Annotated in this window: 18 protein-coding genes; 4 read left to right on the top strand and 14 right to left on the bottom strand. The window is 71.2% G+C overall.

Going from position 1 to position 25,234, the window contains the following annotated elements; all coding sequences use genetic code 11:
• The first annotated feature begins 80 nt into the window (after positions 1-80).
• On the top strand, positions 81-1,472 hold the full coding sequence (locus SLUN_RS24395; protein ID WP_108151655.1) for a PspC domain-containing protein: 1,392 nt from the start codon (positions 81-83) through the stop codon (positions 1,470-1,472).
• Here the strand turns inward: SLUN_RS24395 and SLUN_RS42095 are convergent.
• From SLUN_RS42095 to SLUN_RS24375, 4 genes are all read right to left on the bottom strand, one after another.
• Positions 1,453-1,641 (bottom strand): hypothetical protein, encoded by a 189-nt coding sequence (locus tag SLUN_RS42095; RefSeq protein WP_159100315.1) that lies wholly within the window; start codon positions 1,639-1,641, stop codon positions 1,453-1,455. The genes SLUN_RS24395 and SLUN_RS42095 overlap by 20 nt on opposite strands.
• Positions 1,641-2,168 carry a DoxX family protein gene (locus SLUN_RS24385; protein WP_108151651.1) on the bottom strand — a complete coding sequence of 176 codons (528 nt, stop codon included), beginning with the start codon at positions 2,166-2,168 and terminating at the stop codon, positions 1,641-1,643. Before SLUN_RS24385 ends, SLUN_RS42095 begins: the two co-directional genes overlap by 1 nt.
• Positions 2,169-2,273: 105 nt before the next feature.
• Complete coding sequence (locus SLUN_RS24380; RefSeq protein ID WP_108151649.1) at positions 2,274-3,515, bottom strand: hypothetical protein; 1,242 nt, start codon at positions 3,513-3,515, stop codon at positions 2,274-2,276.
• A 136-nt stretch (positions 3,516-3,651) separates the two neighbouring features.
• Positions 3,652-4,440 (bottom strand): class II aldolase/adducin family protein, encoded by a 789-nt coding sequence (locus SLUN_RS24375; protein WP_108151647.1) that lies wholly within the window; start codon positions 4,438-4,440, stop codon positions 3,652-3,654.
• Positions 4,441-4,508: 68 nt separating this feature from the next.
• Between SLUN_RS24375 and SLUN_RS24370 the strand changes: the two genes are divergently transcribed.
• Positions 4,509-4,949, top strand: coding sequence for a cupin domain-containing protein (locus tag SLUN_RS24370; protein WP_108151645.1), 441 nt, complete (start codon positions 4,509-4,511; stop codon positions 4,947-4,949).
• Between the two features lie 76 nt (positions 4,950-5,025).
• Here SLUN_RS24370 and guaA read toward each other — a convergent pair whose 3' ends face one another.
• The gene (gene guaA / locus SLUN_RS24365; RefSeq protein ID WP_108151643.1) at positions 5,026-6,606 is read right to left on the bottom strand and encodes a glutamine-hydrolyzing GMP synthase; all 1,581 of its coding nucleotides are present in this window, start codon (positions 6,604-6,606) and stop codon (positions 5,026-5,028) included.
• Between the two features lie 305 nt (positions 6,607-6,911).
• On the opposite strand from guaA, the gene SLUN_RS24360 reads away from it, so the two are divergent.
• Positions 6,912-7,190, top strand: coding sequence for a chorismate mutase (locus SLUN_RS24360; RefSeq protein ID WP_108151641.1), 279 nt, complete (start codon positions 6,912-6,914; stop codon positions 7,188-7,190).
• A 529-nt stretch (positions 7,191-7,719) separates the two neighbouring features.
• Here the strand turns inward: SLUN_RS24360 and SLUN_RS24355 are convergent.
• Positions 7,720-9,402, bottom strand: coding sequence for a peptidase (locus tag SLUN_RS24355; protein ID WP_175313772.1), 1,683 nt, complete (start codon positions 9,400-9,402; stop codon positions 7,720-7,722).
• 154 nt (positions 9,403-9,556) lie between these two features.
• Positions 9,557-10,006, bottom strand: a complete 450-nt coding sequence (locus tag SLUN_RS24350; protein WP_175313773.1) for a hypothetical protein — start codon at positions 10,004-10,006, stop codon at positions 9,557-9,559.
• Between the two features lie 67 nt (positions 10,007-10,073).
• Here SLUN_RS24350 and SLUN_RS24345 point away from each other — a divergent pair, with 67 nt between their 5' ends.
• Positions 10,074-10,676 (top strand): LPXTG cell wall anchor domain-containing protein, encoded by a 603-nt coding sequence (locus tag SLUN_RS24345; RefSeq protein ID WP_108151639.1) that lies wholly within the window; start codon positions 10,074-10,076, stop codon positions 10,674-10,676.
• 89 nt (positions 10,677-10,765) lie between these two features.
• Here SLUN_RS24345 and SLUN_RS24340 read toward each other — a convergent pair whose 3' ends face one another.
• The 7 genes from SLUN_RS24340 to SLUN_RS24310 all read right to left on the bottom strand — a co-directional run bounded on the left by SLUN_RS24340 (position 10,766) and on the right by SLUN_RS24310 (position 25,110).
• Complete coding sequence (locus SLUN_RS24340; RefSeq protein ID WP_108151637.1) at positions 10,766-12,568, bottom strand: GMC oxidoreductase; 1,803 nt, start codon at positions 12,566-12,568, stop codon at positions 10,766-10,768.
• 31 nt (positions 12,569-12,599) lie between these two features.
• Positions 12,600-14,216: a succinic semialdehyde dehydrogenase gene (locus tag SLUN_RS24335; protein WP_108151636.1), complete on the bottom strand. Its 1,617-nt coding sequence runs from the start codon at positions 14,214-14,216 to the stop codon at positions 12,600-12,602.
• Between the two features lie 217 nt (positions 14,217-14,433).
• Complete coding sequence (locus SLUN_RS24330) at positions 14,434-16,077, bottom strand: serine/threonine-protein kinase (protein ID WP_371413844.1); 1,644 nt, start codon at positions 16,075-16,077, stop codon at positions 14,434-14,436.
• 29 nt (positions 16,078-16,106) lie between these two features.
• Complete coding sequence (locus tag SLUN_RS24325) at positions 16,107-17,720, bottom strand: serine/threonine-protein kinase (protein ID WP_108151634.1); 1,614 nt, start codon at positions 17,718-17,720, stop codon at positions 16,107-16,109.
• 123 nt (positions 17,721-17,843) lie between these two features.
• Positions 17,844-20,681, bottom strand: a complete 2,838-nt coding sequence (locus SLUN_RS24320) for a serine/threonine kinase C-terminal domain-containing protein (RefSeq protein ID WP_108151632.1) — start codon at positions 20,679-20,681, stop codon at positions 17,844-17,846.
• A 139-nt stretch (positions 20,682-20,820) separates the two neighbouring features.
• Complete coding sequence (locus tag SLUN_RS24315; protein ID WP_108151630.1) at positions 20,821-23,028, bottom strand: protein kinase domain-containing protein; 2,208 nt, start codon at positions 23,026-23,028, stop codon at positions 20,821-20,823.
• A 375-nt stretch (positions 23,029-23,403) separates the two neighbouring features.
• Complete coding sequence (locus tag SLUN_RS24310) at positions 23,404-25,110, bottom strand: glycerol-3-phosphate dehydrogenase/oxidase (RefSeq protein WP_108151628.1); 1,707 nt, start codon at positions 25,108-25,110, stop codon at positions 23,404-23,406.
• Positions 25,111-25,234 lie beyond the last annotated feature (124 nt).

Genomic DNA, 25,234 nt, shown 5'->3' with positions numbered 1-25,234 from the left:
GCCGGTGCCGGGCCGATATCAGGGAACGGCCAGGGTCGACCCGGGTGCCGTCACGGCGTACGGCCCGTCACCATGGAGCCATGACAGAGCCGACCCCTCCGTATGAGGCGCGACACGATGCCCCGCCCGGGCCGCCACCGGGCGCGCCTTCCGCGGTGCGGAGCGACGCGCAGCCGGACTCGGCGCAATCAGAAGCGCACTCCGAAACGCAGTCCGAAGCGCAGGCCGAAGCGCAGCTGCCGCTGCGCCGCGCCTCCCGTCAGAAGGTCGTGGCCGGTGTCTGCGGCGGGCTCGGCCGGTACTGCGACATCGACCCGGTGATATTCCGGATCGTGATCGGTGTGCTCTCGGTGACCGGCGGCATCGGCCTGATCTTCTACGGCTTCGCCTGGCTGCTGATCCCGTCCGAGGACGAGGAGGAGAACGAAGGACGCCGGCTGCTGTCCGGCCGCGTCGAGGGCGCGCAACTGACCGCCGTGCTTCTCGCGCTCATCGGCTGCGGACTGTTCCTGTCCATGCTGAGCAACGGCGGGACGCTCGCCTTCGCCGCACTGCTCTCGCTCGCGGTCGGCGGCGCCGCCGTCTGGTCGCAGCGCCGCCGTCTGGCCGCACCCGCCGGCGCACCGCTCGATGCGGCGACCGCGCACGCGGTGTCCGAGGCCCCGCCCGAGACGAAGGCGCCGCCCGTGCCCGACAGCCCGTCGTGGTGGCGGGACCCGATCATCAAGGACGGCACGACGGGCCCGGTACCGACCGGCTATCTGTGGGGTCCGGAGGGCGCGGCGGCGGAGGCGGCCGCGCCGGCCCCGAGCCGTACCGCCACTCCCGCCCGCGTCCACGGCCCGCGCGGAATCGGCGGCACCATCTTCCTGAACGCGCTGATCGCGGGCGGTCTCGGCACCTGGCTCAGCTGGGACAGCAATCCGATGGGCACGAGCCTGCAGCTCGGGCTCGTCTGCGCGCTGGCGGTGTTCGGGCTCGGTCTGCTGGTCAGCTCGGTGGTCGGCCGCACCGGCTTCGGCACGATCATGCTGACGATGATCACGGCGGTGCTGCTGGCGGGCGCCGCCGCGCTGCCCAAGGACATCACCACCGACTGGATGCGCAAGGAGTGGAAGCCGGCGTCGGTCGCCGCCGTCCAGCCGCAGTACGAACTCGGCTCGGGCATCGCGACCCTCAACCTCTCGGCCGTCGCCGTCCCGGCGGGGCAATCAGTGTCGACGAGGGCCGAGGTCGCCGCGGGTCAGCTCAAGGTCGTCGTACCGAAGAACGCGACGGTGAAGCTGCGTGCCGAGGCGGGCCTCGGCGACATCCGCCTCCCCGGCGACGCGGCGAACGACATCGACGTCGCCCCCGGCCAGGAGCGGCAGCAGACGCTGTCCCCGCCCGCCGGCGCGAAGCCGTCGGGCACCCTGGAACTACGCCTCGAAGTGGGCATCGGACAAGTGGAGGTCACCCGTGCCACGTCGTGAATTCCGGCATGGCTTCCGGCCGGGCAAGCTGATCGCGGGTCTCGCCGTGCTGGCCGCCGCCCTGTTGTACGCGGGCGATGCGGCCGGCAGCTGGCAGACCCCCTGGTTCGTGGTCTTCCCGGTCGTCTTCGGCGGTCTGTTCCTGGCCGGTCTGGTGAGCCTGATTCACTACCGCATCCGTCGCCGCCGTTCCGCCAGAAGGGCGTCGAGCGAGAGGTACGAAGCCCCGGCGAGCACGAGCGGCAGCCAGGCCATGAGGTAGGCCAAGTCGTTGCCGTAGTAGTACGGCTCGGTCTGCCAGCTCACGGTCAGCCACAGGCTCAGCGAGATGAGCGCCCCGCCGAGCGCGGCCAGCCGGGCCAGCAGCCCGACGAGGGTGCCGATGCCGACGGCGAGCTCACCGATGCCGATGGCGTAGCCGAAGCCCTCGGGGCTCTTGAGCGCGAGATCGACAAGTGCGGGCACGGCTGAGGTGTCGCGGACACTGCGCATGAGATCGCCGATGGAACCGGGTCCGCTCGCGGCCATGAACTGGCTGTCCGTGAGCTTGTCGATCCCCGCATAGATAAAGGTCACGCCGAGGAAGATCCGCAGCGGCAGGAGGGCGAAGTGACCGGCCCGCTCCCTCCAGCCGCCGCGTCCGCCGCCGCCGTCGACCGATCCGTAGGCCGATGCCGTCCGATATGTGTGTGTCATCCTTGGTCCCGCCTTCGGTTGACCCGTCAACTGACCATACGTACGACGAAGCCGCACGGCTCACCAGCCATGCGGCTCACACTGTGACAACAGCCTGACCGGCGGTCAGTCCGTCACTTCGATGGCGCAGCGGTTGCTCTCCGCCCCCGATGCCGTCACCACCTGGACGTCCACCCGTCCCGGCTCGACCTCCGCCGGGACCGGCACGGTGAGCACCGAGTCCGTGGGGTTGGCGAAGCCGCCGGGCACCGGGATCAGCGGGACATGAACATGCACCGGGCCGATGCGCACGACCATCCGGGCGAGCCGGTCGGGGGCACCCGCGCCGGGTGGTACGAAGCCGACGCCGCGGATCTCGATGTCGTCGCCGGTACGGATGGGAGCGTCCAGGTCCCCGGCCTCGCGGGCCCGGACGACGGAGAGGACGACCGGCCGGCTGCCCTCGGCGAACTTCCCGGCGAAGTACGTCGCCGCCGAGACCGCGACGAGCAGCGCGAGCCCCCACGGCAGATCGGGCAGCTGTTCGGGCCGGCGGGCGAGCCGTACCAGCGCGAAGACCACCGCGACGGCGCTCATCAGCGCGTACTGGGCATCCGCGAAGTTGCCGCGCCCGGCGTCGTCGCAGAGCAGATCGGCGCAGCGCGGGCGGTCGGCCCGTACCTTCTGCAGCCGCCGGCCGATGATGCGTACGGCGACCACGTGGCGTACGGCGACGGCGATCACGCACACGAGCGCGAGGACGGACAGTATGCCCATGCCCCGGGCGAGATCGAGCCCCTCGATCAGGGTGTCCCGGTCGGCGGTGGACGAGGCCAGCGCCAGCTGGAGGGCCAGCACCAGCACCGCGAAGACGACGAGCAGCACCCATGCGGAGGCGACGGCGCGCGAGGTGGAGAGCCGGTTGTCCTCGCCGATCAGCGGCGCGAGGAGGCCGCCGCGCGAACGGTGCGCGCGGGCCGCGCCGGTCAGCAGCCCGCCGACGGTGACGGCGGCGATCAGCCCGGCCGTACGCGCGTCGGTCCAGCCCGCTCCGATCGCGGTCAGCCCCTGCCCGAGCACCAGCGCGGCGACGCCGGCCCACACGGCCAGCAGCGAGCGGCGCCAGACCAGTTGGAGCCACGCATCGCCCGCCTCGCGGCTGCGGTCGGCGACCGTGCGCGCCGACTGGGTCAGCTCGTCCGACACCCACTGGCGTGAGGCACTCGGCGAGTGTGAGAGGGCGACCGGCAGTCCCTGCCCGGTGGCCAGTTCGTCCCGCTTGGCGAGGAAGGCTGCCACTGCCCGCCGATGCCCTTCGCGCGCGCCGTGCGTACAGTCGTCGCACTGTCCCGCTTCTTGCACCGCCACGACCGACGCCGCCTTCCAAGCCCTGCCTCGAGTGAACTTCCGTGTGATTCTTGGGAATTGTGCCGTACGGAAGGGGCGCATGCTCCGGCGCCCGAGGCTACAGGGGGTGAATGTGCCGCCGCCTTGTTGACCACCTCTAGTGCAGGAGGTCAGGCTCGGCGCGGCTGATCTGCCCCCACAGGGGCTGATAGTTGATCCAGGCGACCAGGTCACTGCCGAGCTGCTCGCGGGTGGCGACCGCGTCCCGGTGCTCGATCAGCACGGGCTTGCCCGCCGCCCGCGCCGCGAGCTGCACCTGGGCGCAGCGCTCCATGGAGATGAACCACCAGGCCGCCGCGTCGACCGAGTCGCCGACGGTCAGCAGCCCGTGGTTGCGCAGGATGACAGCCTTGTACGCGCCGAGTGCACCCGCGATCCGCCGCCCCTCCTCCTCGTCGACGATCACGCCGGTGTACCGGTCGACCAGGGCATGGTCCTCGTAGAAGCCGCAGGCTTCCTGCGTGATCGGCTCGATCAGCTCGCCGAGCGCGGACAGGGCCCGCCCGTGCACGGAGTGGCTGTGCGCGACGGCGACGACATCGGGCCGGGCCAGGTGCACCTGGGCGTGCACGGTGAACGCGGCCTGGTTGACGTGGTACCGCCCCACGACGACCTGCCCCGCCCCGTTGACGAGGATCAGGTCACCGGCCGTGACATGCGCGAACGGCACTCCGAAGGGGTTCACCCAGAAGCAGTCGGTGAACTCCGGATCCCGCGCGGTGATATGACCGGACACCCCGTCCTCGTACCCGAAACGCCCGAAGAGCCGCAGCGCCCCGGCGAGCCGCTCCTTCCGGTACGCCCGCTCGTCCACCACGGAATCGTGCACGGGCGGCATGGCGAATCGCAGCTGCTCGACGGGGATGGGCGCAGGCGTCTCAGTCATGGCTGGAAGCTACCTCCGGGTACCTGAACTGAACAGAGACTTCACGCGCCCTGCACGAGAATGCGCTCATGACCGACACGACATCCCCGCTGGTCCCGCTCCTCGGCCTCGAACCGCATGTCGAGGGCGGCTGGTACCGGGAGACCTGGAAGACGGCTGGCTCGACGAATCCACCCGGCTACGGCGGCCCGCGGGCGTACGCGACCGGTATCTACTTCCTGCTCCACCCCGGCGAGCGCTCGCGCTGGCACCGCGTACGCTCCGACGAGCTCTGGCTCTGGCACCGCGGCGGCCCGCTCAATCTGCACCTGGGCGGGACCGGCGAGCAGCCCGCCGAGCCGAGGACGCTGACCCTGGGCCCATCCGTCGAGTCGGGCGAGCAGCCCCAGCTCCTGGTCCCGGCGGGCACCTGGCAGGCCGCGGACCCCGCGGGCGGCGAACCGGTCCTGGTCACCTGCATCGTCGCGCCGGGCTTCCACTTCGACGACTTCGAGCTGGAACCGTCGTAGCCGCCGTGGCTGCCCTGGATACGGCGACGCCGCCGCCCACACAGGGTGAGCGGCGGCGTCGGTCGATCCAGGTGGGTCACTCCCACTCGATGGTGCCCGGCGGCTTGCTCGTCACATCGAGCACCACGCGGTTCACATCCGCGACCTCGTTCGTGATCCGCGTCGAGATCTTCGCCAGCACCTCGTACGGCATCCGCGTCCAGTCCGCCGTCATCGCGTCCTCGGACGAGACGGGACGGAGGACGATCGGGTGCCCGTACGTACGGCCGTCACCCTGCACGCCGACGCTGCGGACGTCCGCCAGCAGCACCACCGGGCACTGCCAGATGTCGCGGTCCAGGCCGGCCACCGTGAGCTCCTCGCGGGCGATCGCGTCCGCCTCGCGCAGCAGGTCGAGGCGCTCGCGCGTGACCTCGCCGACGATACGGATACCGAGGCCCGGGCCCGGGAACGGCTGGCGCTGGACGATCTCGTCCGGCAGGCCGAGCTCCTGGCCGACCATCCGGACCTCGTCCTTGAACAGCTGGCGCAGCGGCTCGACGAGCTCGAACTCGAGGTCCTCGGGGAGGCCGCCGACATTGTGGTGCGACTTGATGTTCGCCGTGCCGGTACCGCCGCCGGACTCGACCACGTCCGGGTAGAGCGTGCCCTGCACGAGGAACGCGACGTCCTCGCCATGCTCGGCCTCGGCGATGATCTCGGCCTGCGCCTGCTCGAAGACCCGGATGAACTCACGGCCGATGATCTTCCGCTTCTCCTCGGGGTCGGAGACCCCGGCGAGCGCGTTCAGGAACCGCTCCTGTGCGTCGACGACCTTCAGCTGAACGCCGGTCGCCGCGACGAAGTCCTTCTCGACCTGCTCGGTCTCGCCCTTGCGCATCAGGCCGTGGTCGACGTACACGCAGGTCAGCTGGGATCCGATGGCCTTCTGCACCAGGGCGGCGGCGACCGCGGAGTCCACACCGCCCGACAGACCGCAGATCGCGCGCTTGGCGCCGACCTGCGCGCGGATCGCCGCGACCTGCTCCTCGATGACATTGCCGGTGGTCCAGGTCGGCTCGATGCCGGCGCCCCGGTAGAGGAAGTGCTCCAGGACCTGCTGGCCGTACGTGGAGTGCATCACCTCGGGGTGGTGCTGGACGCCGTACAGCTTCTTCTCGTCGTTCTCGAAGGCCGCGACCGGCACGACGTCCGTGGACGCGGTGACGGTGAAGCCCTCGGGGGCGGCGGAGCAGGCGTCGCCGTGGGACATCCACACCGGCTGCTCGGCCGGGGTGCCCTCGAAGAGGGTCGAGCCGGTCTTGGAGACATGCAGCGGAGTACGGCCGTACTCACGCGCTCCCGTGTTGTCGACGGTCCCGCCGAGCGTCGTCGCCATCAGCTGGAAGCCATAGCACATACCGAAGACCGGGACCCCGGCCTCGAAGATCGCCCGGTCGAGCCGCGGCGCGCTTTTCGCGTACACGGAGGAGGGGCCGCCGGAGAGGATGATCGCCTTCGGGTTCTTGGCCAGCATCTCGGCCACGGGCATCGTGGACGGGACGATCTCGCTGTAGACCCGGGCCTCACGGACGCGGCGGGCGATGAGCTGTGCGTACTGCGCGCCGAAGTCGACAACAAGTACGACGTCGGGGGCGGCGGAGGGTGCTGCTGGCACGAGGGCGGCCTTCCGGCGGAAAAGGGGGCTGGTTTTGTCGATTCTAACGGGGCTCGCGCCCCCGTCCTTGTCTCACCATCCGAACCCGCTTGGCCCCGCTCCGCGCGGCAGGCCATAATCGCCGCATGTCCAAGCAGCTGAGCTTCCTCTTTACCTATGGCACCGGCCCGTCCGGCTGCCATGGTCGTGCTGCTTGAGCCACTGACAAGCGACTTCCCAGGCGCCCCGGGCCGACAAGGCCCGGGGCGTTCTGTCATTTCCGGGCCTTGCCGCTCCGGGGCGCCGCCCCCGACAAGGAGCCCCGCATGACCGTGACCGACACCGGCGCCCGTACCGACGAGGCCGCTTCCCTCATCGGCGATGCCCGCAGCCGCATCGACGCGCTCGACGACCGGATCATCGGGCTGATCCAGGAACGGATGGCCGTCTCGGCCGTCATCCAGGAAGCCCGCATCTCCTCCGGCGGACGCCGCGTGAACCTGGCGCGCGAGATGGAGGTTCTCGGCCATTTCCGTGACGCGCTCGGCAGGCCGGGTACCGCGCTCGCGATGACGCTTCTGGAGCTCTGCCGGGGCCGGATCTGAGCCCCGGACACCCCGGCACACGGACCTGAGTTCGGGCGCATCCTCACCCGTCCGGCGCGTGACCGCATGCGCCGGGGCTTCGTTGGTACCGATGTCCGTGCCAGCCAGGGGCGGCTGAAGGAAACCACGCGTGGCTCCGCTGGGGCGTGTGACGTATCGCAGGTACGTCGTGGGACCTCGCTCCGGCGCGTGTGACCGGTCGGCAGGGGACAGCAGCCCGGTCACCCCAAGGGCGGTCGGTTCCGGGGACGCTCGGGACCGACCGCATCCGGTCGAAACGGTTGCGCAGGCCGCGGCCCATCCAGCACGATGCAGAAAAGGCGCTCCCCCGCTCTGCGCCACCATATTGCCAAAGGTCGATACCACTCGTGCGCCGCTTGTGCGCCGGGTCGGCGACCCTTCCCACGCGGCGCTACCCCCCAGCGCCGCGGCCTCGGCACCGGCGCCGCTGCCCTGACGCCGGTGCTGACCACTAAGGGCCCCGCGGACGAGTCCGTGGGGCCCTTAGCTTTGCCGGTCAGCTCTTGCTTCAGCCGCGTGTTGTCCGGCGTCGGGCCGCCAAGTAGAGCGTGCCGCCCGCCGCGAGGGCCGCTGCGGCTGCCGCAGCGGTCAGCAGGGCGCCGGAGCCGGTGGCGGCCAGGCCACCCTGGGCGGAGTCCCCGCCGGAGGAGCCGCCGGTGGAGCCGCCCGCCGTGGCCGGGCCTTCCGAGGTGCCGCCGGTCGTCTGCTCCTCGTCGTCCACGGGCGGCTCGGTGCCGCCGGTCGGGTCCTCGCCGCCGGACGTGCCGCCCGCGTCGGAGCCGGAGTCCGTGGGGTTGAGGACGAACTTCGCCGTGTTGTTGGCCGTCTTCGGGTCGAAGGGCAGCACGGGATCGGTCCCCTGGACGTTCCGCACGGTGACCGTGCCGGTCGCGTTCGCGACGGCCTTCTCGATCTTCAGCTCGAAGGGCAGCGCGAAGTCGGCACCGTCCAGGACGCTCGCCCGGGTGTCGCAGGAGTAGCGCGGAGCGCCGAGCTCCAGCCCACTCGGGCGGCCGCCGGTCGTCAGAGCCTGGCAGCCCGCCGGCTTCTTGGTGACCTTGGCGCCCTCGGGCACCCGGAAGTCGACCGTGGCGACGGACTCGCCGGAGCGGATGTAGCCGATCCAGGCCGGGCCGCTGTTGCGGAAGCCGATCAGCGCGTCGACCGTCTCGCCCACCGCGCCGATCCTCTCGGCGCCGTACGCGACGAAGTCCGCGGTGTTCTTCGTACGGAAGTCGAACTCCTGCTGGTTGTCAGAGGGGTCGAGGTCCGCGGAACGGGCGGAGACCGGCTTCTTCGTAACGGTCAGCGCCGGGCCGCTGCCCGGCGTGTAGGTACGGCCCCCGCGCTGGGCCGTGCGCTCCTGCGGGCTGTCCTCGTTGACGCGGTAGATGAAGCTGTCGAAGTAGGCGCGCTCGGTGGCCCTGATTCCGAGCGGCTTGTCGAGCTCGTAGACGGCGCCCGCCTCGTAACTGCCCTCGAACGTGCAGAGCGCGGTGGTCCAGGAGCCGACGAACGGCTCGCCGCCCTCGCTGTACTCGCAGTTGGAGTACCGCTGGGTCAGTTCCATGCCCCGCGAGTAGATCACCGTGAGCAAGATGCCGTCGGCGGCCGAGGTGCCTGTGTTGGCGAAGGACAACGGCGCCGGCTGCACCTCGCCCGGCGTCAGGTCCGCTTTCAGTGGCAGCCGCTTCATCACCAAGTCGGGCCCGCCGACAGTCACCTTGGTGACGTGGGACGTGAAGGTCGCGCCCTCGGCCGTGCCCGTCACCTTGATGTCGCCGGTCGCACCGAGTTTGCTGCCCTTGGCGGCGGAGACCTCGAGCTCGGCGACGCCGTTGAGCCCGGGCCGGATCCCGTAGTCGGTGCAGATGCCGGTGGTCCCGGTGATCGTGCAGTCCGAGCCGCCGGTCTCGCCGAAGCGGACATCGGCGATCCCGGCGAGGCCGCTGAAGTCGAAGCTGACGGTGTACTCGCCCTCGAAGCGGCCGCGTTCCTCGTCCTGGGACGGGTTGTTCACGGTGACATCGACCGTGGACTTCTTCGGCGCACCGCTCGCGGGGTACGGACGCAGACCGACCTCGGCGGGTCCGCTGAGCGTGAACTGGAGGTCGGCGGCGTGCGCCGCGGGGGCGGCCAGACCGGCGGCCAGCAGGCCGACGGCGAAGGCAGCGAAGCCAATGCGTCTCATCACGACTTTCGTGGGTGGGAGCCGAGTTGCCGCGGTACGGCGGCAGGAGTTCGACCATGGCGGGGCGAAGAAGGTTGCATGTGACGGTCGCATGTGACGGGCGCCACATAAAGTTTCTGTGAATCCGGGGGCAACCATTCCGGCCATTCACAGGTCATGCATGCGTATCAACGGCCTCACCCGTGTACCCCCATCTCGGAAGGCCCTTCAGCTCCGTGCTGCAGCGATGCGGTACGCCGGACTTCACTGAGGTCTTCATGAAGCTTCGCCGCGCTATGGCTCTCGCTGCCGCGACTGCCGTTATCGCACCCGCCACGTTCCTGGCGGCGCCGGCCGCGTTCGCGACCGAGTCGCCGACGCCGACGCCGACCGCTTCGGAACCGGCCGCGCCCTCCACCTCGCAGAGCCCGAGCGCCCCGGAGACCCCGAGCAGCCCGGCCACGACGTCGAGCACTGAGACGAGCACGTCGAGCAGCCCGGCGACGACGCCGAGCGCCCCGGCGAGCAGCTCGAGCAGCCCGGCGACGACGCCGAGCGCGCCGGCCAGCGAGCCGGGCGAGGACGAGGAGGACCCGGACTTCGAGTGCGAAAAGGGGTCCGTCAAGGTCTCCCTCGGCGGCTTCCCGAACAAGATCGTCGCGGGCAGTGGCTGGAAGAAGTTCACGTTCAACGTGAAGAACACCGGCAAGACCGACATCGAGAGCCTGCTGGTCTTCTCCGCCGCGACGTACGCGAAGGGTCTGGAGAACCCCGACGACAAGCTCGTCGCGAAGTACGCGCACTTCGAGTACAAGGACCCCGAGTCCGGCACGTGGGTCAACGACTTCGCTGACGCCCCGTTCAACAACGGCTTCTTCTTCGGCGAGTTCCCGCTCGATGCCGGCAAGAAGGTCACGATCGACCTCCGCGTGAAGATCGACAAGGGCGCCCCCGCGGGCGACGGCCTCGCAATCGCCGCCGGCAGCTACGACAACGGCGCCGACGACGACACGTACACGTGCTACGACAACGGCGACATCTACCCGTTCACGATCGTCAAGGCCGGCAGCAACCCCGGTGACGTCGAGGACTCCGAGCCGAACGGGGAGAAGCCGGGCAACGACGTCAAGCCGCAGGGTGACGCCAAGGCGATCCCGGTCACCGGCAACCTCGCCGAGACCGGTTCCAGCTCCATCCTGCCGACCGTCGGCATCGCCGGTGGCATCGCCGTCGTCGCCGGTGCCGGTGTCGTCTTCGCGATGAAGCGCCGCCGCAGCGGTGACGCCACCGCGTAACGCCCGGCCCGTAGAGCCAGAAGGCCGCTGCACTCGGAGGGGGGTGCAGCGGCCTTCGCATGTCCGGTCCCAGAGCGGCTGCTTCGGGGCTACTTCTTCGGCGGGACCGCCGGGATCCCCAGGAACGGCAGCTTCAGCGCGCCGAACGCCTCTTCCGGCACCGCCGGGGACTTCGGTGCCACCGCCGCCAGGCGTTCGTAAGCCGCATCCTGCGCCGGACGCCGGTCATCCTCGCCCTTGTTGGGCCAGAACGACATCGCCCGCTCGGCCTGCGCCGTGATCGTCAGGGACGGGTTCACGCCGAGGTTCGCCGAGACCGCCGAGCCGTCGACGACCGAGATGCCCGGGTGGCCGTACAGCCGGTGGTACGGGTCGATGACACCCGCCTCGGCGGAGGAACCGATCGGGCAGCCGCCCAGGAAGTGGGCCGTCAGCGGGGTGCCCATCAGCTCGCCGATGTTGGAGCCCGCGAAGCCGTTGATCTCCTCGGCGAGGAGCGAGGCGGCACGGGTGGCCTCCGGGATCTGGTTGGGGTTGGGCGCACCATGGCCCTGGCGGGCGGTGAGCAGGCCCTTGCCGAGGCCCTTCGGCTTGCGGTACGTGGTCAGCGAGTTGTCCAGCGACTGCATGACGAGCCCGATGATGGTCCGCTCGGACCATCGGCGGTTGGAGAGCGAACGGGCCGCGAGCAAGGGATGCCTGGCCACGTTTCCGAACCAGCCGGCGACCCGCGCCTTCGCGCTGTACGGGACCTGGAGGATCGTCATCCCGCCCATCGCGTTCGATCCCTTGCCGTAGCGCACCGGCTCGATATGGGTGTTCTCGTCGGGGTGGATCGAGGAGGTGATCGCGACACCGCGCGTGAAGTCGACCTTCTCCGCGCCATGGCGCTTGCGGTAGCGCCGGTTGTCGGTCTGCGCGCCCACCAGCGCCTCGGAGTTGGTACGGGTCAGCTCGCCGAGCCGCGCGGAGATGCGCGGCAGCAGTCCGCCGTCCTTCATCCGGTGCAGCAGGGTCTGCGTGCCGTACGTACCGGCCGCGACGACGACGCGCTGGGCCGTGAACGTACGTCCCTTCGCCTTGCGCTTGTTGTCGCTGGGGAGGGTCTTGACGGCGAAGCCGCCCCGCGAGTCCTCGGTGACGGTGACCACCGAGGTCATCGGGTGGATGACCGCCCCGGCCTTCTCGGCCAGGTAGAGGTAGTTCTCGTTGAGGGTGTTCTTCGCGCCGTGCCGGCAGCCCGTCATGCACTCGCCGCACTCGGTGCACGCTTTGCGGGACGGACCGGCTCCGCCGAAGTACGGGTCGGCGACCTCCGCGCCCGGCTTCGTCTTCGACGTGCCGTCGGCGTCCTCACCGTCGCCGAAGAACACACCCACCGGCGCCATGTGGAAGCTGTCGCCGACCCCCATCGCCTGGGCGGTGGCTTTCAGATGGACGTCCGAGGGCGTCATCGTCGGGTTGAGCCGTACGCCCAGCATCCGCTTGGCCTGGTCGTAGTACGGAGCCAGCTCCTCCTGCCAGTCCGTGATGTCCTTCCACTGCGGGTCGTCGAAGAACGGCGTCGGCGGTACGTAGAGGGTGTTGGCGTAGTTCAGGGAGCCGCCGCCGACTCCCGCGCCTGCCAGCACCATCACATTGCCGAGCAGATGGATGCGCTGGATGCCGAAGAGGCCGAGTGCCGGGGCCCAGAGGTAGTTGCGCAGGTCCCAGGAGTTCCTGGGCAGCGTCTCGCGGGTGAAGCGGCGGCCCGCCTCCAGGACGCCGACGCGGTAGCCCTTCTCGGTCAGCCGCAGCGCGGAGACCGAACCGCCGAAGCCCGAGCCGACGACGATGACGTCGTAGTCGTATTCGAGATCTTCCTGATTCTGGGCAGGGGGGACCTGGGACATGGCTCTCCTCGTAGGAATAGGGCAGCTGGATCTAACGCAGGCGCAGGGCCTTCATCGCCTTCAGGCTGCGGCTCATGAACGCCGCGTACTTCTCGTCGTCCATGCCGAAGGACGGCGCCAGCGGGATCAGCCGCTGCTGCGCGACGGTCTGGGCCTCGGTGTACTTGAGGATGCCCTCGGAGCCGTGCCGCCGGCTGAGACCGGAGTCCTTCATGCCGCCCATCGGGGACTGGACGCTGCCGTACGCCGGGGCGTACCCCTCGTTGATGTTGACCGTGCCGGTGCGCAGCTTCGCGGCGACGGCGTGGCCGCGCTTGCCGTCCTTGGTCCAGACGCTCGAATTCAGGCCGTACGGGGTGCCGTTGGCCTGCTCGACGACCTTGTCCTCGTCCGTGAAGCGGTAGATGGAGACGACCGGGCCGAAGGTCTCCTCGGTGCACACGGCCATCGGCGCCTCGACGCCGTCGAGGATCGTCGGCTCGTAGAAGAGCGGGCCGATGTCGGGGCGTGCGACGCCGCCCGCGACGAGCGTGGCGCCCTTGGCGACGGCCTCGTCGACGTGGCGGGTGACGGTCTCCAGCTGGCGCTCGCCGACGAGCGAGCCCATGTCGGCGCCGTACGCGAGGGCGTTGCCGAGGCGCATCGCCTTCGTACGGGCGGCGAACCGCTCCAGGAACGCGTCGGCGACCGACTCGTGGACGTACAGCCGCTCGATGGAGATGCACAGCTGGCCGGCGGAGGAGAAGCAGGCGCGGACGGCACCGGCCGCGGCCTTCTCGATGTCCGCGTCCTTCAGCACCAGCATGGCGTTCTTGCCGCCGAGTTCGAGGGACACCCCGATGAGGCGGGCCGCCGCGCCCTTGGCGACCTCGCGGCCCGTACGCGTGGAGCCGGTGAAGGAGACGTAGTCCGCGTGCTTGACGACCTCGGGGCCGACGACCGGTCCTTCGCCGAGTACGACCTGGAAGACCTCGGCGGGGAGTCCGGCCTCCACGAGGAGGTCGCGGGCCCACAGCGCGGTGAGCGCGGTCTCCGTGTCGGGCTTCATCACGACGGCGTTGCCGGAGACGAACGCGGGCAGCGCGTCACCGACGGAGAGCTCCAGCGGGTAGTTCCAGGGCGCGATCTGGCCGACGACCCCGCGCGGCTGGCGCAGTTCGGTGACCTTGGTGAGGGTCGGTACGACGCCGGTGTGCCGCTTGGGGCGCAGATACGCGGGCGCCTTGCGGCCGTAGTGACGGGCTGCGACGGCGACGGCCAGGACCTCTTCGTGCGCGTGCAGCCTGGCCTTGCCGGTCTCCAGCTGGATGAGGTCGAGTACCTCGGCCTGGCGCTCGAGGACCAGGTCGTGGAAGCGCAGCAGGACGGCGGCGCGGGCGCGGGCCGAGGTGGCGGCCCAGGCGGGCTGGGCGGCGCGGGCGCGCTCGAAGGCCTCCGCCACGTCCTCGGGGGTGGACTCGGGCAGGTCCGCCAGCTTCTGACCGGTGAAGGGGGTGTGGTTGGCGGTGCGGCCGGAGCCGACCACACCACGGGTGAGCTGGGCGACCACCTCGGGGGTGACCACATCGGCGGCGGTGCGCGCACCGGCCGGGGCAGCGGCTGTCGGGTTGGTGCCGGGGGCGGCGGCGGGGGCCTGCGAGTCCGTCATGGGGGCGAGAGTATGCCGCAAACGGAACTTTGGGTACCCGTCGGTAACAGCTTTTCACCAGGCCCTCACCATCGCGCCAGCGATCACTGGCGGATAAGGCCTGATCAGGGGCTCGTCTCTGCTTTGCCGAGCTTCAGCCGGTCCCGTACCCCGGCGTTCGGCGGCCGGAGTCCGTAACCGGTGGGCTCGTTCGCCCGTCCCCCGTCGTTGGTCATGCTCACATCCTTACGGGTGTGAAGGAGTCGAGCGCGGTGTCGAAGTGCCGCCGCGCCTCGTCGAGCCGGCCGACCGGCGCCGAGACCCAGACGTCGTACATCGTCCCGTCCTCGTCCCAGCAGATGTCGTACGTGTGCCGGGACCCTTCGGCCTGGGAGAAACCGCTCCAGGTGAATTCCCAGAGCGCGGCGGTCAGTCCGTTGTGCGTGGTGGGCGTGACCTTGCCGTCGCGGTAGCCGGGGTTGGTGTTCGGACCGGCCTTGTCGGAGCGGCGCATCGCACCCAGCGGGCCCTCGGAGTCCGGCTGCTGGAGGCGGATGCCGATCCTGATGCCCTTGTCCGGCGCCATGTAGTAGACGCGCTTGTCGTCCTCGGAACGGACGAAGCCCTCGGGGACGGCGAGCGCGAACCCGTCCGGGTCGGCCACGTCGACGTAACCCTCCGGCGGCGCAAGCCGATTGGCGGGAGCGGAGGCGGTGACGGTCACGGTGGGGTGGGGGGTGGTGCCGGGCGCGGGTGACTGGGCCGTACGTACCGGCGGAGCGCTGCTCACGACCGTACGGCCGGGGGTGGCGGCAGCCTTCCCGTCACCCGAGCCGTCGTTCTGGAGCAGCACCGCGGCTGCCCCGCCCGCTCCGGCCAGCGCGGCGACCAGGGCCGCGGTGACCAGGAGCGGCGTACGGCGGCGGGAGGCGCGCACGGGCGGCGGCGGCGCGGGCGCCGTGACCGGCTGCCTGGGCGCGGGTGTGCGGGGTGCGGGTGTGCGCGGCGCGTCCTGGCGGGTGGGCGTGTACTGCGGCGCGACCGCCCGCAGCGCGCCCGTCGTGACGTACGTACGCAGCAGCTCCTCCGCCTCGCTCGCCCCGAGCCGGCGCTCCGGATCCCGGTCGAGCAGCCCGAGGACGACGGGCAGCAGCGGCGCGGCCTCGGCCGGCGGTCGGATCTCGTCCTCGACGACGGCGTGCAGGATGCCGCCCAACGAGTCCCGGCGGAAGGGCGATTCACCGCTGAGCACCGCGCACAGCAGCACGCCCAGCGACCACAGGTCCGACTCGGGACCGGCGTTGACGCCCTGCATCCGCTCCGGCGCGGTGTACTCGGGCGATCCCACGAAGGACCCCGACTCGGTGATCGTCGTGGACCCCGCGAACTGCGCGATGCCGAAGTCGGTGAGCACGACCCGGCCGGTGGACTCCTCGAGGAGGACGTTGGCGGGCTTCAGATCCCGGTGCAGCACCCCGAGACCGTGCGCGGCGCGCAGCGCGCCCAGCAGCGCGAGCCCGATCCGCGCCGCCTCCGCCACGTCGACGGGTCCGCCGCGCGAGATCCGGTCGGCGAGCGAACCGCCGTCGACCAGCTCCATCACGATGTACGGGAGTCCGTCGTCCACCACCACGTCATGGACGACGATCACATGCGGGTGCTTGACCCGGGCGACAGCGCGGGCCTCGCGCAGGGGCGCGGCCGCCGAGGTGTACGGGGACGGCGAGCGGCCGGAGTCGCCGTCGTCCAGGTGGAGTTCCTTGACGGCGACGCGACGGCCCAGCAGCTCGTCCTCCGCGCGCCAGACCGTGCCCATGCCCCCGCGGCCCAGCCGGTCCAGGAGCCGGTAGCGGCCCGCTATCAGCCGCGTTTCCTCGGACACCCAACTCCCTCTCGGTCAGCCTGCGTCCATCATGCCCGAGGCCGCCAGCCCTGCAGCATGATGTCGAACTGCTCGCGGGTCTTCGCCCAGTCCCCGGCGGGGCCGGACATGTAGAGCGCGTACTCCGTGCCGTCGTCCGCGATGTACATCTGGTCGATGGCCCGCCGCGGGCCGGGGTGGTCCTTCTTCTCGGTCCAGGTGAACTCCCACAGCGCCGACTGCGTCTGGTCGCGGTAGGTGTTGGGGCGCAGCTTGATCCGCTCGTACTTGGGGAGCCGCTGGAGGTTCTTCTCCATGTCCAGCATGTGCGTGTACGGGTTCTCGAAGTCGGGCGTCGTGTCACTGCTGATGCGGATGCGGTGGCGGCCGTTGTCGGGTGTGTAGTCGATCTGGTCGCCGTCCATCTGGCGCGTCCAGCCGTCCGGCACCAGGAGGCTGAAGCCCGCCGGGTCCTTGGCGCGGTGCCAGCCGGGGCGCCCGGCCTGGGAGGTGTCCCCGGTCCCCGCGCCCGGCTGTGAGGGGTCCGGGGTCAACTGGTTGCCCGTACGCCCTTCGTTGTCCTTGTCACCCGCGTACTTCATGGCTGCCAGTCCCGCGCCGCCGCCGACGACGGCCGCGAGGACGACGACGATCAACGCCGTACGCAGCCGGCCGCCGCGCCGGGGGCCCGCCGCGGAAACGGTGTTGGGGCCGGGGACCGGAAGGGGAACGTACGGCGTCGGGGTGGGCAGCCTGGCGGTCTCGGGCCGTACCGCGTGCTGCGCCGTCCGCTGGATCGGCACCTGCGGCTGCGGCCGCACGGCCGGTGCCCGCCCCTCCATCGCCTCCAGCAGCATCCGCTCGGCCTCGGCGGCCGACGGACGGGCGGCGGGATCCTTGCGCAGCAGCGCCATGATGACGGGCGTGAGCAGCCCGGCCTGCTCGGGGTGGCGCGGCTCCTCGCCCACCACGGCCTGCATGGTGGCGAGCGGCGAGGAACGGCGGAACGGCGACTCGCCCTCCACCGCCGTGTAGAGAGTCGCGCCCAGCGACCAGAGGTCGGACGCGGGCCCCGGATCGGCGCCGCGCACCCGCTCGGGTGCCAAGTAGTCGATGGATCCGACGATTTCGCCGGTCCTGGTGATAGTCGAGTCGCCCTCGATCGCGGCGATCCCGAAGTCGGTGATCAGCGCCCGGCCGTCGCGGTTGAGCAGTATGTTCGCGGGCTTGACGTCCCGGTGGAGCACCCCGGCGGCGTGCGCGGCGCCCAGCGCGCGCAGCACGTGCAGTCCGACGCGGGCGGCCTGGGACGCGGGGATACGGCCCGACTCCTTGGCCGCGTCGGCGAGCGAGGGCCCGTCGACGTACTGCATGACGATCCAGGGTCGGGCGTCGTGTTCGAGCACATCGTGGACGGTGACGACACCGGGGTGGCTGATCCGGGCGGCGGCCCGCGCCTCCTTCTGCGTGCGCGCGTGCAGGACGATCCGGTCGGCCTCGGAGGCGTACCGCCCGGCCGTCAGCTCCTTGACCGCGACGACACGGTGCAGCACCTCGTCGTGTGCGCGCCAGACCTTGCCCATGCCGCCGCTGCCGATGGTCTCGCTCAACCGGTAGCGCCCGGCGAGCAGCAGACCCGCGCCCGTGCTCTGAGAGTGTTCCACGTCCCCCGCCCCGTTCCTTGGGATGACAGGTTACGGATGTGAAGTACGGGCGCGGTACCTCGGATGCCTCAAGTGACCGCACTGTGATGCTGGAAACTCCGCGCGGCGGGTGCAAAAGCGCGGCTAACGGGTCGCCCGGTAGCGCGTCGTGGCCTCGCGGTACACCTCAGTCACCTTGTCCCGCTGGTCCTCGGGACCGATCACCTGGATGACGTGGTAGCTGCCGCCGACGATCAGGGCGAGGTTGCGTACGTACACCTCGCGGCCGCCGCTGTCCTGCCAGGTGAACTGGCCCTCGGCCGTGGCCTGCTGCCCGACGTCGATACGGCGCAGCCCGGTCGCCCCGGCCCAGGAGGAGTCCCGCCACGGCTGGAGCTCGCGCTCCTTGTCGCGCTGATAGACCAGCGGGTCGTTGCCGTTCGCCTTCACGGTGTCGCGGCCGGGGACCACGATGAGCGTGAAATCGCCGTCGGTGTAGCGGACTTGGCCGATGTCGTTGATGGGGCGGCGCTGCCAGGTCCCGTCGACGACGATCTGGAAGCCCTCGGGGTCCTTGCTCAGCACATAGCCCTTGGGCAGGTTCCCGGCGGGGGCGGAGGTCTGGGGCTGCTGCTCGCCTCCGGGGCTGCCGCTCGAGGTCACGGGCGGGGCGTCCGGGGCCGAACGGCCCGGGCTCGGGCCGGTGGCCGGCGGGCGGGCGCCGTCCTTCGATCCCGGCTCATCCTGTTGCCGGCCACCGGACTTCGGCATGAACAGCACGGCGTACGCGACGGCGGCCACCAGGACGAGAAGGATCAGCAACAGGAGGGTGCGGCCGAGCGACCGCGGTCCGCGCTCCCCGCCGCCGCGCTCCCGCTTGGACTTCTTGTGCCGGTGGCGCCCGTGGACCACCTCGGCCGAGCCTCCGCGGCGCCTGCGGACCAGCTCGCCCCGGCGGCGTACGACAGGCAGCCGCGTGCCGTCGACGGCGCTCGACGGCAGCGGCACGACATCCATGCCGGCCTCGGGCTCCGGCGCGGACCGCACGAGCGAACGCAGCCAGCCGCGCAGCTCCTCGAAGTCCGGTCGCTCCGTGGGGTCCTGGCGCAGCAGCGACTCGACGACGGGCCGCAGCGGCCCGCACTCCTCGGCGAACGCGGGCGGCTCGGCACAGACGAGCTGCACCAGCTCGACGGCGCTCTCCTCGGGGTACGGGGCATGGCCCTGCACGGCGCGGTAGAGCAGCGCGCCCAGCGCCCAGAGATCGGTCGCGGGGCCGACGGGGGCGGCCAACTGCCAGTTCTCGTGCACGGGTCCGGCCTGCTCCGGCGCCCACCGCTCGGTGACGGCACCGACGACGGCGATCCGCGCCTGCCGGGCCCGCTCGGCGGCGAGCGGCGTGGCGGGACCGCGGTAGGCGGGGGTGTTGCCGCTCGCGACGATGTCGTCCCAGTGCCCGGTGGGCGGGACGGCTCCGCCGACGGCGGGCTGCCGCTGAGAATCGGCCCGCAGGGCGTCCCCACCACCCCCTTGCTCCCAACTCCCCCTGGTGCCGGCGGCGGGGGCACCGGGCCGTGGCGCGGGCAGCGCGGGCGTCGGCCGGTAGGGCTCACGGGCGGCTTGAGGGGCACGCAGGCTCTCGGGCCGGGGCGGGAGCGCGGGCGGGCGCCCGGAGCCGGTGTTCGGGGAGCCATAGGGGGAGCCGGTGTCCGGGGCGCCGGAGCGGTCGCGGTCCGGACCATGGCCGCCGTCCGGACCGTGGCCGCCGTCCGGGGGTATCTGGCGCACGACGTACGGAAGTTCGTCGTCGGCCGGCCTGCCGCTGCCTCCTCCGCCCGCCCGTACGGGTCCCGGACCGTCGGTTCCCGGGAGCGGGCCGTCGTGCCATGTCCCGGCCAACCGGGCGTGGCCGGTGCCGCGTGAGGCGTCGTCCCCCGGGTACCAGCCGCCCTCGTCCTCCCCGTCGTCCTCGTCGTCGTCCACATCGAGGGCCGGGTTCACGTCGCCGGGCTGGGCCCACCAGTCCGGGTCGAAACCGGCTTGCACCGGGCGAGCGCCCTCATCGCCGGCCCCGTCGCTCTGCCGCTGGTCCTCGTTGATGCGCGCCGCGGCCCTGGCGCCCGCGCGGTACGCGGCGATCGCGCCCGCCCTGGCGGCACGAACGTCCGGCACACCGCTGCTGGTCCCGCCCCCGGGCAGCGCGGGCCGCCCGGACGGACCAGGAATCCCCACCTCCGGTTCGAAGCCCGGATCCTGGTCGTAGGAGTCGTAGGAGTCGTCCGGGTCATCGGCGTCATCCGAGTCGTCGGCGCCCTCGAAACCCCCGGACTCCAGCGGCCCGTCGGACTCCGGCAGTTCCGTCACCGTCTCCAGCGGCTCCGCCGCCTCCGGCACCGGCGCGTACCCACACAGCGCCTCCTCCGCCGCTCCCGACGCGAGTCCGGTCAGGACCACCCGCCCGTCGTCGCACACCAGCACCGTGCGGACGGTGATGTTCCGGTGGGTCCAGCCGTGCGCATGCAGCACCCGCAGCGCGGTGAGAACGTCGGAGGCGACCTCGGCCGCCCGGTACGGACTGAGCGGCTTCTCCGCGAGCAGTGCCGCCAGCGGCCGTGCGGCGACGCGTTCGCTCACTATCCAGAGCGAACCGCCCTCCGCGAAGACGTCGAAGACCTGGTCCAGGCGCGGGTGGTCGGGGATCGACGCCGCGGCCTGCGCGGCGTCGACGGCCCGCCGCACCGCCGGGTCCGTGGGCCGCCGCGTCATCCGCCCGTGGGTCCGCCGCGGCACCGCCGCCCCGGCCATCCCGTCCGCGTCGAGCATCTCCGCGTCCACGACCTCCGGCAACGGCACCTGCCGTACCAGGACTTCCTGCCCGCTGTACGTGTCGAACGCGCGGGTCTCGACCAGTTCGTACGCGTCGGAGGGCGGCAGCGGCAGGCGGTAGCGGTCGGCGAGCACCCGTCCCGCATAGTCGTCCACGACGCCTCCCCACGAGCGCGCTGTCCCCCGGCTGGTCCCGGAGGCCCGCACCAAACCGTCAATTCCGGTCGTTTGACGGCTTCTTACGACCCCTTGCGGCTGCGTACCGTCCGCGAGCTCTCACGATACGTGTCCTGGCTCAGTCCTTGGGCTTGAATGTGGCGAACGCCGTTTTGCGCAAGGTGTCGCACTCCGCGCTCGTCCACTCGCTCGACTTGCAGGTGATCATGATCGAGTAGCCGTGCGTGGCATCCACCTTGAAGCCCCTGTTGAGGACCCGTACCCGCTCGCCGCCCTGCGTGCGCTCGAACTGCCAGTCGGCGACGGTCGGGTAGCCGTTGTAGTCGACCTTGTCGATCCCGATGTGCTTGTACCCACTGCTGCTCGCGGCCGTCGCGCCCATCGCCGCCCTCCAGGCAGCGGCGGCGTCGTCCGTGGGGCCGGCGTTGAAGTCGACCTGGACGCGCGGGAATCCACCGTCGGCATTGAATATCCCGCCGGAGTTCTGACCCGCGATGCCGTCGAGCTTGAAGGCCTTGGGCATCGCCATCGTGAAGTGGAACCGGTCGTTGGTGACCATCACATACCCGGCCGGCAGCCCGTTCCCCGCCGCGGGGTCGTCGGTCTTGGGCCCCCCGGACGGCTGCCCGCCCGTGGCCCCGGCGCTCGCCGGGGCGTCGGGGCGGTCGCCCTTGCCCTTGTTGTCGTCCTTGGCAGCGTCATCACCGGCGCCCTTGCCGCTGCCGTCGGCGCCGTTCGTGGTCCCGGCCGAAGTGGTCTTGTCGTCCTTGGACTTGCCCTGGCTGCCCTTGTCATCGCCGCCGAGCGTCAGGTAGAGCACGCCGGAGAGCACCGCCAGCGCGACGACCACCGCGATGATCACCAGAGTGCGACGGGGCACCACATCGGTGAGCGGCGCCCGTACCGGCGCGGGCCGCGCGCCCGTCGTCTGCGACGCGGGCTGCCGCTTCGATTCCTGCTTCGCGGCCGCTGCCGCTGTTACTGCCGCGTTCCGTACGGAACGCAGCGCACCGCGCACCCGGTCTGCAGCGGGATCCTTCGGCTTCGTCTGCGACGGCGCCGGGGGAAGCGGCGGCAGCGCGACAACGCGCGTGGCCTCCGGCGACGGCTCCGGCTCGGCGAGCGGCTCCGGTGCCTCGGGTGCGTACAGCACATCGGTGAGCAACGCCCGCGCGCCTTCGTCGTCCAGCCGCTGATCGGGGTCCTTGATGAGCAGGCCGTAGATGACCTCCTCCAGCGGGCCCGCGTTCTTCGGCGGGTCGAGCGGCTCGATCATCACGGCGGTCAGCGTCGCGATCGCGGAGCCCTTGTCGTAGGGCGGGCTGCCCTCGACGCAGGCGTACAGCAGTCCGCCCAGCGACCACAGGTCGGCGGCCGGCCCCGGCTTGTGGCCGCGGGCACGCTCGGGCGAGATGTACGAGGGGGCGCCGACGAGCATGCCGGTCGAGGTGATCGACGGGTCGCCCTCGACCTGTGCGATACCGAAGTCGGTGAGCACCACGCGCCCGTCGTCGGCGATCAGGACATTGGACGGCTTCACATCGCGGTGCAGGATGCCCTCGCGGTGCGCGGAGCGCAGTACGTCGAGGATCGCGAGCCCGACCTCCGCGGCCCGCCGCGGCGTCAGCGTGCCGTCCTCGCGCACGGCTTCGGCGAGGGACTTGCCCTCGACGAGCTCCATGACGATCCACGGCCGGTCGTCCTCGTCCACGACGTCGTAGACCGTCACCGCGCTGTTGTTGCGGATCCGGGCGATCGCCTTGGCCTCGCGCAGCGTACGCGTGATGAGCCGGCGCTTCTCTTCCTCGTCGATGCTGTTGGGGAAGCGCAGTTCCTTCACCGCGACGGTACGGCCGAGCGTCTCGTCGACGGCCCGCCAGACCGTGCCCATGCCGCCGCGCCCGAGGACGCCTCCGAGCCGGTACCGCCCGGCAAGAAGCCGCCCCTCGGCCTCCCGCCCGAAGACCTTCCCGCCGGCGGCCGGCTTGGCAGCGCCCTGCCCGGCGCCCTGCCCCGACGCCTTGACGGACTCGGCCCCGGCCTTCGCGCCCTCGGACCCGGCGCCGGACTCTTTCTCGGCCCCGGACCGCGGCGTGGGCCCCGACTCGGGGCCAGACTTGGGCCCCGACTCGGGCTTCGACCTGGGCTCCGCCTCAGGGGCCTTGTCGAGTTCCCGCTCGGACTCCTGCTGGGGCTTCCTCCCGGACTCCCGCTCGGAGTTCTTCCCAGACTCCTGCTCGGGCTTCTGGGACCCGCCCTTGGGCTCCAACTCCGAATCCTGCCCGGCGTCCCGCTGGGGCTCCCGCGACTGCTCCGCCTCCGACATGCGTCCCCTCTGCGATCCCTGATCTTCGCCCGCGCCTGCCGCTTCCCGCGCGATGCGGTAACCCGCCCTGGCAGAGCCCCCATTGTCTCTCACTCCAGGACCGGCGTTTCTCCCGGGTCCGCCGTCCACCACGACGGGTCCGAAAGGCTGGGACCACCCACCATGCCACTACTCGTGGTGAAGCTCACCGCTGCGCTGGTCGTAGCCCTGCCCGACCGAACGGACGACATCCCTCCACTTCTCCCACCGACCCGAACCAGCCGTCTCCAAAGCCTATTTCCGCCGGTTCGCGACCTTCAGGGCGCTCAGGACGCTCAGGACGCTCAGGGCCGACGGCACGGGACCGCACCACAGAGCGCCGTGCGGCACCTGGGCTCAGATCGGCACGATGTCCGGCGCCCCCAGCCGCGCCGCGTCCGCCGTCAGGTCGTCCGGCTGCCGCTGCGACTCGCGTTCCGCCTCCACCCGCTTCTCGTAGTGCTCGACCTCCTTCTCGATCTGCTCCTTCTCCCAGCCCAGCACCGGCGCCATCAGCTCGGCGCACTCCCGCGCACTCCGCGTCCCCCGGTCGAAGGTCTCGATCGAGATCCGGGTCCGCCGGGTCAGTACGTCGTCGAGGTGCCGCGCACCTTCGTGCGAGGCGGCGTAGACGATCTCGGCGCGCAGATAGTCCTCCGCACCCTCCAGTGGCTCAGCGAGCTTCGGGTCGTCGGCGATCAGCGCCAGCAGTTCCTCGACCATCGAGCCGTACCGGTTCAACAGATGCTCCACGCGCACCACATGAAGCCCCGTCCGCGCCGCTATCCTCGCCCGCGCGTTCCACAGCGCGCCGTAGCCCTCGGCTCCCACCAGCGGCACGTTCTCCGTGACGCAGTCGGCGACCCGCTGGTCGAGCGCGTGCACCGCCTCGTCCACCGCGTCCTTCGCCATCACGCGGTACGTCGTGTACTTGCCGCCCGCGACGACCACGAGCCCCGGCACCGGATGCGCCACCGTGTGCTCGCGCGAGAGCTTGCTCGTCGCATCCGACTCACCGGCGAGCAGCGGCCGCAGCCCCGCGTACACCCCCTGGACGTCGTCCCTCGTGAGCGGCACGGCCAGCACCGAATTCACGTGCTCCAGCAGATAGTCGATGTCCGCACTGGACGCGGCCGGATGCGCCTTGTCCAGGTCCCAGTCCGTGTCCGTCGTCCCCACGATCCAGTGCCGGCCCCAGGGGATGACGAACAGCACCGACTTCTCGGTCCGCAGGATCAGCCCGGTCGCGGAGTGGATCCGGTCCTTCGGCACCACCAGATGAATACCCTTGGAGGCGCGCACATGGAACTGCCCGCGCTCCCCGATCAGCGCCTGCGTGTCGTCCGTCCACACCCCCGTGGCATTGACGACCTGCTTGGCCCGGACCTCGTACTCCCCGCCGCCCTCCACATCCAGCACCCGCGCCCCGACGACCCGCTCGCCCTCCCGCAGGAAGCCGATCACCCGGGCCCGGCTCGCGACCTGCGCCCCGTAGCTCGCCGCCGTCCGCACCAGCGTCGCCACATAGCGCGCGTCGTCCATCTGGGCGTCGTAGTACTGCAGCGCCCCGACCAGGGCGTCCTTCTTCAGACACGGCGCCACCTTCAGCGCTTGCCGCTTCGACAGATGCCGGTGAACGGGCAGTCCGCGCCCGTGCCCCGACGAGAGCGACATCGCGTCGTACAGCGCGACGCCCGATCCCGCGTACAGCCGCTCCCAGCCCTTGTGCTTCAGCGGATACAGGAAGGGCACCGGCTTCACCAGATGCGGCGCCAGCCGCTCCAGCAGCAGCCCGCGCTCCTTCAGCGCTTCCCGTACGAGCGCGAAGTCCAGCATCTCCAGATAGCGCAGCCCGCCGTGGATCAGTTTGCTCGACCGGCTCGATGTGCCCGATGCCCAGTCCCGCGCCTCGACGAGCCCGGTCGAGAGCCCGCGTGTTGCAGCATCCAGCGCGGTCCCGGCTCCGACCACGCCCGCGCCCACCACCAGCATGTCCAGTTCACGCTCGGCCATCGCGGCGAGCGCCTCGGCGCGCTCCGCGGGTCCCAGTGTCGCTGTCCTCACTGTTGCCTCCCGTCGCCCCCGTGTGTCCCCTGCGGTCGGGCTCACACCATCGATTCTGTCCGCACTCGGCGACTTCAGCCACCGCCTGTGGATAACACTCGGACAGCCACGGGCTTGCAATGCG

The sequence above is a fragment of the Streptomyces lunaelactis genome (assembly GCF_003054555.1).
Lineage (GTDB): Bacteria > Actinomycetota > Actinomycetes > Streptomycetales > Streptomycetaceae > Streptomyces > Streptomyces lunaelactis.
Note: the sequence above shows the minus strand (reverse complement) of the source record. Positions and strands in the feature narration are given on the sequence as shown.